Origin of the sequence: [Clostridium] aerotolerans DSM 5434, from assembly GCF_000687555.1 — a bacterium.
Classification (GTDB): Bacteria; Bacillota; Clostridia; order Lachnospirales; family Lachnospiraceae; genus Lacrimispora; species Lacrimispora aerotolerans.
On sequence record NZ_JHWJ01000001.1, the window covers coordinates 563,541 to 575,704 of the forward strand.

Here is a 12,164-nt window from a genome sequence, read left to right on the forward strand (position 1 = left end):
ACTATTGTTATTTGAGCATAATAATGTTAATATTTATACATTAGAGATATATTTTGGATTTTCACACAAATTCATAAGGAGGTTTTCGGCTATGAGCGTACAGTTGTTGGACAAAACTAGAAAAATTAACAAATTATTGCATAACAACAATTCGCATAAGGTAGTATTTAACGATATCTGTGAAGTGCTGACCGAGATCCTGAATTCCAATATTCTTGTAATCAGCAAGAAGGGAAAGGTGCTTGGCGTAGGCCTGTCACCGGACATCGATGAGATTCAGGAACTGATTGCAGATCAGGTCGGCGGTTATGTAGATATTATGCTGAATGAGCGCCTTCTCAGCATTCTGTCAACAAAAGAAAATGTTAATTTGGAGACGCTGGGATTTACTGGCGATAATATTAGAAAATATCAGGCTATTATAACACCGATTGATATAGCAGGTGAAAGGCTTGGAACTCTCTTCATTTACAAAAAAGACTCTCAGTACGACATTGATGATATTATTTTAAGTGAGTACGGCACTACGGTGGTAGGCCTTGAGATGATGCGGTCCGTCAATGAAGAGAATGCGGAAGAGACCAGAAAAGTACAGATTGTAAAATCTGCTATCAGCACATTATCCTTTTCTGAGCTGGAAGCAATTACCCATATTTTTGAGGAATTGGATGGAAACGAGGGAATCCTTGTTGCAAGTAAAATTGCTGACCGTGTAGGAATTACCCGTTCCGTTATCGTTAACGCCCTTCGCAAGTTTGAAAGTGCCGGCGTTATTGAATCCAGATCTTCTGGTATGAAGGGAACTTACATTAAAGTATTAAATGACGTGGTTTTTGACGAGTTAAGAACGATTAAAGCAGGAACCGTTAAGAGCATGGCAGAACGCAGAGAATTAAAAGATTTATAAAAATATTCAGAAAAAAGGAGCGGACAAAAATCTGCTCTTTTTTTCTGAATTAGTCAGTACAGCTCTCTTTTTCAGGCGTTAAGTACAAAAAACTACTTGCATCGTGTAGAAAATTATGCTATACTGGCTAAGCTTAATAAAAAACACGTCTGCGGATTTCTGTGGAAGGTGCCTGATAAGGGTCTCCCAGGAAGCATGAGAAACGGACGGAAGTAAAACCAATGGAGGTAATAACATGAGCGTTATTTCAATGAAGCAGCTTTTAGAAGCTGGCGTACACTTTGGTCATCAGACCAGAAGATGGAACCCTAAGATGGCTCCTTACATTTACACAGAGAGAAATGGTATCTACATCATCGACTTACAGAAATCTGTAGTTAAAGTAGACGAAGCTTACAAAGCAATCTCTGATATTGCTAACGAAGGCGGTAAGATTCTTTTCGTTGGTACAAAGAAGCAGGCTCAGGATGCAATCAAATCTGAGGCAGAGCGTTGCGGAATGTACTTTGTTAACGAGAGATGGCTTGGCGGTATGCTGACAAACTTTAAGACAATTCAGTCCAGAGTTGCCAGATTAAAAGAAATCGAGACTATGTCTCAGGACGGTACATTTGAAGTACTTCCTAAAAAAGAAGTTATCGCTCTTAAGAAAGAGTGGGAGAAATTAGAGAAGAACTTAGGCGGAATCAAGGATATGAAGAAGATTCCAGATGCGATTTTTGTCGTTGATCCTAAGAAAGAAAGAATCTGCGTACAGGAAGCTCATACACTGGGTATTCCATTAATCGGTATCGCTGATACAAACTGTGATCCTGAGGAACTCGATTTCGTGATCCCAGGTAATGATGATGCGATCAGAGCTGTTAAGTTAATTGTGTCTAAGATGGCTGACGCAGTAATCGAAGCAAACCAGGGCGAGGCAGTAGCTGAGGAAGCAGAAGCGGCTCAGGATATGGAAGAGACTGTGGAAGCTTAATAATTCAGGCGATTGAATGCTTCGACCTGCTTTGAGAAGCGGGTCGGAGCATTTTTTACTGGAAAAAAACCCAGTAATTTAAAGTAGACTATTAATCATGGAATGATATATTGATATATATATGGAGGGCAAATAAATGGCAGCAATTACAGCTGGAATGGTAAAAGAGTTAAGAGAATTGACCGGTGCAGGTATGATGGATTGCAAGAAGGCTCTTGCAGAAACTGATGGTGATATGGAAAAAGCAGTTGAGTTCTTAAGAGAAAAAGGACTTGCAGCAGCTTCTAAGAAAGCAGGCAGAATTGCAGCAGAAGGTATCGTTGCTACGATTGTAAGCGAAGATGGAAAATCTGCAGCAATCGTTGAAGTAAACAGCGAGACAGACTTCGTTGCTAAGAATGCTCAGTTCCAGACATATGTTGCTGATGTTGCAGCACAGGCACTGGCTTCTGAATCCAAAGATATGGAAGCATTTCTTGCTGAAACATGGGCAAAAGATACTTCTTTAACAGTAGAGCAGATGTTATCCAGCCAGATCGCAGTTATCGGCGAGAACATGAACATCAGAAGATTTGAGAAAATTACAACTGATGGCGTTGTTGTTGATTATATCCATGGCGGCGGAAGAATCGGCGTTTTAATCGAGGCAAGTGCAGAAATTGTCAACGATACAGTGAAAGAAGCTTTAAGAAATATTGCAATGCAGATTGCTGCATTAACTCCAAAGTATGTTAGAAGAGATGAGATTTCTCAGGAATTCATCGATCATGAAACTGAAATTTTAAAAGTTCAGGCTAAGAATGAAAATCCGGACAAGCCAGACAGCATTATTGACAAGATGATTGTTGGTCGTCTGAATAAAGAATTAAAAGAGTTCTGTCTGGTTGACCAGGCTTATGTAAAAGATGGAGATCTGACTGTAGCTAAATATTTAGAGCAGGTTTCTAAAGAAGTTGGCGGCAAGGTAGATGTGAAGAAGTTTGTACGTTTTGAAACTGGTGAGGGTCTTGAAAAGAAAGAAGACAATTTCGCTGAAGAAGTTGCGAGACAGATGCAGTAACCTTAACAGGATTCAGGGGGGAATCCCATGGGTATCCATGGGATTTTTCTATTAAAACAGTGTCCGTTTACCATTAACAAATGTTTCCATATTGTACGGACATCACAATACCAAAGGAGTTGACGAAAGTGGCTAAGTATATAATTAAGCGAATCGCTATGGCGATTGTAACAATCTTTGCAGTTGCAACGGTTACATTCTTTGTCATGAATATGGTCCCAGGCGCTCCCTTCATGTCTGAGAAAGCAATCAGCCCACAGGCTCAGGCCGCATTAAATGAAAAATATGGCCTTGATAAACCGTTAAGTGAACAGTACATCACCTATATGTCAGATCTTCTTCATGGAGATTTGGGATTAAGCGTTAAGCAGCGTGGACGTACTGTTAATATGATTATTGCAACAAAGTTCCCGGTATCTGCTAAAATTGGCGGTATGGCTATTCTGACCGCTGTTCTTATTGGTGTTCCTCTTGGAAGTATTGCAGCTTTTAAGCGTGGAACTCCTGTCGATAATGTAATCATTATATTCAGTACCTGCGGCATTGCCGTTCCTAGCTTCGTGGTTTGTACCGTTCTCATGTATGTACTAAGTTTGAAACTGGGGCTCTTGCCCACGTTTGGACTTACCTCGTGGAAAAACTATATCATGCCGGTAATGGCTCTTTCCTTTTATCCGTCATCCTATATTGCACGCCTCATGCGTTCCTCCATGCTTGATGTCATGGGACAGGATTATATGAGAACTGCCCGTGCAAAAGGTCTTTCCCAGCTGGTCAGCATCTTTAAGCATGCACTTCGTAATGCGATTCTTCCGGTTGTTACATATTTAGGACCGCTTTTGGCCTATACCGTAACAGGAAGTTTTATTGTTGAGAAAATATTTACCATCCCTGGCTTAGGATCTGAGTTTATTGGTTCGATTACTGGTCGTGATTATCCTCTTATTATGGGTACCACTATTTTCCTTGCTACTTTGATGGTTATCATGAACGTGCTGGTCGACGTTGCTTATAAATTCATTGACCCACGTATTAATCTGAAATAATAGAAAGGAGAAAGAGGATGCCAAAGAATAAAATGTCATTACAGCTTAATGTGGAAGACTTTCTCCCTGCAAGCGATGCGGAAAAAGAAAGCTTAACAGTCATGCGGAAAAGTGTCGGATTCTGGAAGGATGGAATCAGACGTTTAAAAAAGAACAAAATCGCTATGATCAGTGTTTTTGTTATCATATTAGTATTCATTCTGTCATTTGCTGTACCGCAGTTTTATCCATACAGCTATGAGCAGCAGATAAGGGGAAGTGAAAATCTTGCCCCCATGCAGTATTCCCAGAAGGAATTACAGGCAATTGATGCAGGAGAGAGTGTATTCCCTCACGTTTTGGGAACCGATAATCTTGGTAGAGATTATGCAGTCCGTGTTATGATGGGAAGCCGTGTTTCTCTGATCGTAGGTTTGGTTGCTTCCTGTATTATCCTTATGATTGGATCTCTTTACGGTTCCATCGCCGGTTTCTTTGGAGGCTGGGTGGATATGATTATGATGCGTATTGTGGATATGATTTATACAGTTCCAGATATATTAATCATTGTACTGCTATCGGTGGCATTTGACCAACCCCTGAAAGCTTTGGCGCAGAAGCCGGGATTTCAGTGGATTCAGGTCATCGGTGTAAACTTAATCAGTATCTTTGTGGTTTTCGCACTTCTTTACTGGGTAGGTATGGCACGTATCGTAAGAAGCCAGATTCTTATTTTAAAGGAGCAGGAGTATGTAACGGCAGCAAGAGCTCTCGGAGCTTCCAGCGGTCATATCATTAAAAAGCACCTTCTTACCAACTGTATCGGTACTTTGATCGTTACAACAACTCTGCAGATTCCGTCTTCTATTTTTACGGAAAGCTTTTTAAGCTTCCTTGGTCTTGGTGTTGCTGCACCTATGCCATCTCTCGGAAGCCTTGCAAGTGCTGCCTTAAACGGACTTCAGAGCTATCCTCACCGTTTGTTTGCGCCTGCAATCATGATTTCAGTCATTATTTTAAGTTTCAATCTCTTAGGTGACGGCCTTCGTGATGCATTTGACCCGAAACTGAAAGATTAAAGGAGGAGAGAACTGATGAGTGAGTATTTAGTTAATATTGAAAATGAACGTCTTTCTTTCTTTACTCCGGCAGGGGAAGTTAAGGCTTTAAATAATGTGTCCCTTCATTTACGTGAAGGAGAAGTTCTTGGTATCGTAGGTGAGTCAGGTTCCGGTAAATCTGTTACTGCATACAGCTTAATGGGACTTACCGCTTATCCAGGACGTCTGATCGGAGGATCTCTTCAGTTCAACGGTCATCAGATTGACAAGATGACAGAGAAGGAAATGAGAAAAATCAGAGGGAATGAGATCTCTATTATTTTCCAGGATCCTATGACCAGCTTAAATCCTGTATATACCATAGGAAATCAGATCTGTGAAGTAATCATGCTTCATACAGATAAGAATAAAGCTCAGGCCAATGAGCGTGCAAAAGAATTATTGACTCTGGTTGGTATCAATGAGCCGGAAAAACGCTTAAAGCAGTATCCACACGAATTATCTGGTGGTATGCGTCAGCGTGTTATGATTGCCATTGCATTGGCATGTGAACCAAAGCTTCTGATTGCTGATGAACCGACAACCGCTCTTGACGTGACCATTCAGGCTCAGATTCTGGAACTGATGATGGAATTAAAAGAAAAGCTTGGTATGGCTATTATTATGATTACCCATGACCTTGGTGTGGTTGCTAATATGTGTGACCGTATTGCGGTTATGTATGCTGGAAAAGTAATAGAGTATGGCGACGCCAACGATATTTTCTATAATCCAAGCCACGAATATACAAAAGGTCTGATTCGAAGCATTCCTAAGCTGACAGAAAAAGAGCACAGCAAGCTTGTGCCCATTGAAGGAAGCCCTGTGGATATGTTGAATCCACCTGCTGGCTGTCCTTTTGCGCCAAGATGCAGAGCTTGTATTAAGATCTGTCTGCGTGAGATGCCGCCATATACGGATGTTTCAGATATACATTACAGTGCCTGCTGGCTGCTGCAGAAGCAGGAGTTTGAAAAACAACAGGCTCAGAAGGGAGATGCATGATGGACAATAAGAATCTTGTAGAAGTTCAGAATTTACAGCAGTATTTCCCGGTTGCCGGTGGCAAAATGTTTGAGAAAAAAGTTGTAAAAGCTGTTGATAACGTATCCTTTGGAATTAAAAAGGGAGAAACACTTGGACTTGTAGGTGAGTCTGGTTGTGGTAAGACCACTACTGGACGTACCCTGCTTCGTCTTCATGAGCCGACAGCCGGAAAGATCCTTTTTGACGGAAAGGACATAACAAAAGTAAATATGCTTCCTTACCGCCGGAAGATGCAGATCGTATTCCAGGATCCTTATGCCAGTCTGGATCCCCGTATGACAGTAGGTGATATTATTGGTGAGGCCATTGACATTCATCGTCTGGCTGCCAATAAAAAAGACCGTCAGGAACAGATTATCTCTGTTCTCTCTACCGTAGGCCTTAACTCAGAGCATGCGAACCGTTATCCCCACGAGTTTTCCGGCGGACAGCGTCAGCGTGTTGGTATTGCAAGAGCCCTGGCAGTAGACCCTCAGTTTATCGTCTGTGATGAGCCTGTATCTGCTTTGGACGTATCCATTCAGGCTCAGGTTGTTAACATGTTCGAACAGCTTCAGGAGGAGCGTGGACTTACTTATTTATTCATTGCCCATGACCTTTCTATCGTAAAGCATATCTCTAACCGGATCGGTGTTATGTATCTCGGAAAGATGGTAGAGCTTGCGGACAGCTATGAGCTTACATTCCACAGCCTTCATCCGTATACAAAGAGCTTGATTTCTGCGATTCCTATTGCCGATCCTGAGCTCAGCAGAAAATCCAATCGAATTGTATTGGAAGGAGATGTGCCAAGCCCTGTAAATCCCCCATCTGGATGCCGATTCAGAACACGCTGCCCTTATGCAGATGAACTCTGTGCGGCTCAGGAACCAGAATGGAAAGAGGTTACATCCGGTCATTATGCGGCTTGTCATCATTTAGATAAAGTGAACTAAAAATTCATTGCTATTTTCCCATAGTTATGATATGCTAGAACATAAATCAGCGCAGTAGCCGAGTAAAGTGTTACTGCGCTGATAATGAATACTTTTATAGGAGGAAAAACTATGAAAAAAATGTCACTTGTATTGGCTGCCGTTATGGCAACAGGCATGATTCTTACCGCTTGTGGCGGAAGTAAATCTGCTCAGCCAACAACTGGTGCAGCTACCAGCGCAGCAAACGGAGAAACGACCGCACCAGCAGAAGGGAATTCCAAAGGGCTTGATCTTGCAGTTCAGATTGGACCAGATCCGGAGACAATCGATCCTGCTTTAAATAGTGCGGTTGATGGTGGAAACATGATTCTTCATGCATTCGAGACATTGCTGTCTGTAGATTCTGAGAACAAGATCGTACCAGGTCAGGCAGAGTCTTTTGATGTATCTGAAGATGGATTAACTTATACCTTCCACCTTCGCAAAGGGTTAAAGTGGAGCGATGGCACACCTTTAACAGCAAATGATTTCGTTTACTCATGGAAGAGACTGGCTGATCCTAAAACAGCAGCACCATATGCAGGAGATATGCTTGGTTATGTAAAGGGATATGATGAGGCAGCAGCAGGAAATCTTGATGCTCTTGGTCTTTCCGCACCAGATGAAAATACATTTGTAGTAGAATTATCTGCTCCTTGTGTATATTTCTCTAAACTTGTAACACATGGCTCCATGGTACCTGTTGAAAAGGCTACTGTAGAAGCCAATGGCGATCAGTGGACTTTAAAGCCAGAAACTTATGTTTCTAATGGTCCTTTAAAGATGATCGAGTGGGTTCCAGGATCTCACATTACATTCGCTAAGAATGAGAACTATTGGGATGCAGATAAGGTTACCTTAAATACTCTTAAGTTCGTTCTTATGGAAGACGGAAACGCTGCTTACAGTGCTTACCAGACAGGCGAAGTTTCCATGATCAAGACCGTTCCTACAGAAGAAGTTCCAGGTCTGAAAGGAAAAGAAGATTTCCATGTAGAACCTATCATGGGTACCTACTACCTTGATTTCCAGAACCAGAAAGAACCTTTCAACAATCCTGACGTTCGTATGGCATTAAGCCTTGCAATTGATAGAGATTATGTTGCTAACACAGTAATGCAGGGAACTTATATGCCTGCTACTAACTTTGTTGGACCTGGTATTTCTGATGCAGAGCCAGGAAGCTTCTTTGAAGATGAAACAAAAAAACTTAATGGCAAAGATTTCTTTGATTTAAAGAATCATGATGCAGATGTAGCAAAAGCAAAAGAACTTCTTGCAAAAGCTGGTTATCCAGATGGTCAGGGCTTCCCAACAATTGAATATATGATTAATGATTCCGGTTACCACAAACCAGTTGCTGAGTATTTACAGAGCTGCTGGAAAGAGGTACTTAACATTAATGTAGATATCAAAGTTGTTGAGTGGGCAACCTTCACACCAACCCGTCGTGCTGGTGATTATCAGGTAGCTCGTGATGGTTGGGTTTACGATTATGATGATCCTTCCAACATGCTCAACTTAATGATGGCATCAAGCGGTAACAACAATGCGAAGTACAGCAATCCAGAGCTTGATAAGCTGTTAAACGAAGCAAACACAACTGCAGATGAAAAAGAACATTACTCAAAGCTTCACGAAGCTGAGAATATGATTCTGAAGGATGCAGCAATTGCTCCAGTTGCTTATTACACTGATTTCTGGTTACAGAATCCGAAATTAAAAGGAACATGGCATTCTCCATACGGCTACTGGTTCTTCCAGTATGCTACTATGGACTAAGAATAAAAGTCTTACAAAAAACAGTCAGGAAATATTTCCTGGCTGTTTTTTTGTGCCTAAAATCTCAAGATTGATGGATGATTTTAGTGATAATTGAACAATTAAGTATATATTTTATTGATTTTATTATGCTTCTATGTTATTCTGTAAAAAATTGGTAAAACATTTAGTAATATTATGGGATGCCAATATTATGATATTTATAGGAGGATGAGCTATGAAAAAGAAGTCACTTTTTTTAGTTGCGATTATGGTATCCAGCCTTATTCTTTCTGCTTGCGGTGGGAATAAAGCGGCTGAACCATCAAAGGGCGCAACTACAGCAGCAAACGGGGAAACAACTGCTCCGAAGAGCGGAACTGCAGGTCTTGATCTCGCAGTACAGGTTGGACCTGACCCTGAAACCATTGATCCTGCCTTAAACAGTGCAGCTGACAGTGCCAACATGATTATGCATGCCTTTGAAACACTGTTGATTGTAGACAAGGATAATAAGATTGTACCTGGACAGGCAGAATCTTATGAGGTGTCTGATGATGGGCTTACATATACCTTTCATTTACGTGATGGTTTGAAGTGGAGTGATGGTACTCCTTTAACTGCAAACGACTTCGTTTTCTCCTGGAAACGGCTTTCAGATCCTAATGTTGCAGCTCCATATGCTGAAGATATGTTAGGATACGTAAAGGGATATCAGGAGGCCGCAGCTGGAAATATCGACGCACTTGGCGTTTCCGCACCTGATGATAAGACCTTTGTTGTAGAGTTATCTGTTCCCTGTGTGTATTTTATAAAGATTGTAACTCATGCAACCATGGTTCCTGTACAGAAGGCTTCTGTAGAGGCCAATGGGGAGCAGTGGAGCTTAAAGCCAGAAACTTATATTTCCAATGGTCCTTTAAAGATGATTGAGTGGGTTCCAGGTTCCCATGTCACCTTTACAAAGAATGAAAATTACTGGAATGCAGATAAAGTTACTATTAATACTTTAAAATTTGTTTTAATGGAAGATGCGAATGCAGCGTACAGTGCATACCGAACTGGAGAAGTCGCTATGATTAAGGATGTTCCTACAGAGGAAATTCCTTCTCTTCAGGGCAATGAGGAGTTTCATGTAGCGCCTAACGTTGGAGTTTCTTATTTAGATTTTAATAATCAGAAAGAGCCTTTTACAAATCCGGATGTCCGCAAAGCTCTGAGTCTGGCCATTGACCGGGATTATGTATCAAATACAGTCATGCAGGGAATCGGTGCTCCTGCAGGAAACTTTGTACCTCAAGGTGTCAGTGATGCTGAAAGCGGAACTTATTTTGAGGATGTAACCAGAAAAAATAACGGCGGAGATTTCTTTAATATTAAAAATCATGAAGAAGATTTAAAAAAGGCTAAGGAGCTTCTTGCAAAAGCTGGATATCCTGATGGAAAGGGATTTCCGGTAGTTGAATATATGACCAATGATGCAGGTCATAACAAAGCAGTGGCAGAGTATTTACAGAACTGCTGGAAGGAACTTGGCGTTAACATGGATATTAAAATCGTGGAATGGGGAACCTTTGCACCAACCCGTCGTGCAGGAGATTATCTCACAGCACGGGATGCATGGAGCCTTGATTATGATGATCCTTCCAATCTGCTGAACTTATTGAAATCAACAAGTGGTAACAATAGTGCTCAGTATAAGAACCCTGAACTTGATAAGCTGTTAGATGAAGCCAATGCTACTCTCGATGTGAAAGAGCATTATGCAAAACTTCATGAGGCAGAGAATATGATTCTTGAAGATGCAGCCATTGCTCCGCTTAACTACAGAAATGAATTCTGGTTACAGAATACAAAGTTAAAAGGAACCTGGTATTCTCCATTTGGTTACTGGTTCTTCCAGTATGCCACCATGGAATAAGAGGAAAAACCTGATATGAGATGCCCGGGAATTTATTTCCCGGGTTTTTTGCGGGGAAATACCTCTTTCCAACCTTCTAAAAGTATGCTATAATCTTTTAAGACAATACAAAAGTACAGGAGAGTTAAGGTTATGAATCCAAGACGTGTATTATTAAAACTCAGCGGTGAGGCTCTTGCCGGAGCAGAGAAGACCGGCTATGATGAGGCTACGGTGAAAGAAGTTGCACGGCAGGTTAAGATATCCGTTGATGCAGGCGTTCAGGTGGGCATTGTTATTGGCGGAGGGAACTTCTGGAGAGGAAGAACCAGTAATGCCATTGACAGAACGAAGGCAGACCAGATCGGAATGCTGGCTACTATCATGAACTGTATTTATGTTTCGGAGATTTTCCGGAATGAAGGAATGGGCGCTGAGATTTTGACACCTTTTTCATGTGGTTCCATGACAGAGCTTTTTTCCAAAGACAGAGCCAATAAGTACTTTGCTGAGGGTAAGGTAGTATTCTTTGCCGGCGGAACCGGTCATCCTTATTTCTCTACGGATACTGGAATTGCATTGCGTGCGATTGAGATGGATGCAGACTGTATTCTTCTGGCTAAGGCCATAGATGGCGTATATGACAGCGATCCTAAGATCAATCCCAATGCTGTAAAGTATGATAAGATTACAATTCAGGAAGTAATAGATAAGCAGCTTGGAGTCATTGATCTGACTGCTTCCATTATGTGTATGGAAAATAAGATGCCGCTTGCGGTATTCAGCTTGAATGAAAAAGATGGCATTGCCAATGCCATGCAAGGAAAAATAAACGGTACGATTGTTACCGCATAACCAGGAGGACGATATGCAGGAAATTTTACAGGTTTACGACGAGAAGATGAATAAGACATTAAAAGCACTGGAGAATGATTTTATGGCCATTCGTGCTGGACGTGCCAATCCTCATGTGTTGGACAAAATCAGAGTGGATTACTACGGTACGCCAACTCCCCTTCAGCAGGTTGGTAATGTTACCATTCCTGAAGCACGCATGATCATAATTCAGCCGTGGGAAAAGAGCTTGTTAAAGGCCATTGAAAAAGCAATCCTTACTTCTGATTTAGGCATTAATCCTACAAACGATGGAAACGTAATCCGTCTTGTATTCCCAGAGCTTACCGAGGAACGCAGAAAAGAGCTGGTGAAGGATGTGAAAAAGAAGGGTGAGAATGCTAAGATTGCTATTCGCAATATCCGTCGCGATGCCAATGATGCGTTTAAGAAGCAGTTAAAGGCAGAGGAGATTTCTGAGGATGAGCAGGCTGATGCAGAAGATAAAATCCAGAAGTTAACAGATAAGATGGTCGCACAGATCGATAAAGCGATTGAAGAGAAGTCAAAAGATCTTCTTACGGTATAAAATTTTGAA

Annotated in this window: 11 protein-coding genes; all 11 read left to right on the forward strand. The window is 41.5% G+C overall.

All coding sequences use genetic code 11. The features are described from left to right. Positions 1-91: 91 nt before the first annotated feature. The 11 genes from codY to frr all read left to right on the forward strand — a co-directional run bounded on the left by codY (position 92) and on the right by frr (position 12,155). Positions 92-907, forward strand: coding sequence for a GTP-sensing pleiotropic transcriptional regulator CodY (gene codY, locus T546_RS0102640; RefSeq protein ID WP_026890285.1), 816 nt, complete (start codon positions 92-94; stop codon positions 905-907). A 235-nt stretch (positions 908-1,142) separates the two neighbouring features. Then, on the forward strand, positions 1,143-1,883 hold the full coding sequence (gene rpsB, locus T546_RS0102645) for a 30S ribosomal protein S2 (protein ID WP_024835715.1): 741 nt from the start codon (positions 1,143-1,145) through the stop codon (positions 1,881-1,883). A gap of 136 nt (positions 1,884-2,019) precedes the next feature. Beyond that, positions 2,020-2,943, forward strand: a complete 924-nt coding sequence (gene tsf, locus T546_RS0102650) for a translation elongation factor Ts (RefSeq protein ID WP_026890286.1) — start codon at positions 2,020-2,022, stop codon at positions 2,941-2,943. Positions 2,944-3,071: 128 nt separating this feature from the next. Then, entirely contained in the window at positions 3,072-3,989 is a 918-nt protein-coding gene (locus tag T546_RS0102655) for an ABC transporter permease (protein ID WP_026890287.1), read from the forward strand. Positions 3,990-4,006: 17 nt separating this feature from the next. Beyond that, positions 4,007-5,047 carry an ABC transporter permease gene (locus T546_RS0102660; protein WP_026890288.1) on the forward strand — a complete coding sequence of 347 codons (1,041 nt, stop codon included), beginning with the start codon at positions 4,007-4,009 and terminating at the stop codon, positions 5,045-5,047. A 15-nt stretch (positions 5,048-5,062) separates the two neighbouring features. Then, the gene (locus tag T546_RS0102665; protein WP_026890289.1) at positions 5,063-6,073 is read left to right on the forward strand and encodes an ABC transporter ATP-binding protein; all 1,011 of its coding nucleotides are present in this window, start codon (positions 5,063-5,065) and stop codon (positions 6,071-6,073) included. Continuing rightward, a complete protein-coding gene (locus T546_RS0102670) occupies positions 6,073-7,050 on the forward strand; it encodes an ABC transporter ATP-binding protein (RefSeq protein WP_334291582.1) in 978 nt (325 codons plus the stop codon). Before T546_RS0102665 ends, T546_RS0102670 begins: the two co-directional genes overlap by 1 nt. 111 nt (positions 7,051-7,161) lie before the next feature. Continuing rightward, entirely contained in the window at positions 7,162-8,853 is a 1,692-nt protein-coding gene (locus T546_RS0102675; RefSeq protein WP_026890291.1) for a peptide ABC transporter substrate-binding protein, read from the forward strand. Between the two features lie 217 nt (positions 8,854-9,070). Beyond that, a complete protein-coding gene (locus T546_RS0102680; protein WP_026890292.1) occupies positions 9,071-10,753 on the forward strand; it encodes a peptide ABC transporter substrate-binding protein in 1,683 nt (560 codons plus the stop codon). A 132-nt stretch (positions 10,754-10,885) separates the two neighbouring features. Continuing rightward, positions 10,886-11,587, forward strand: coding sequence for a UMP kinase (pyrH, locus tag T546_RS0102685; protein WP_026890293.1), 702 nt, complete (start codon positions 10,886-10,888; stop codon positions 11,585-11,587). A 13-nt stretch (positions 11,588-11,600) separates the two neighbouring features. Further along, the gene (gene frr / locus T546_RS0102690) at positions 11,601-12,155 is read left to right on the forward strand and encodes a ribosome recycling factor (RefSeq protein WP_026890294.1); all 555 of its coding nucleotides are present in this window, start codon (positions 11,601-11,603) and stop codon (positions 12,153-12,155) included. The last annotated feature ends 9 nt before the right edge of the window (positions 12,156-12,164 follow it).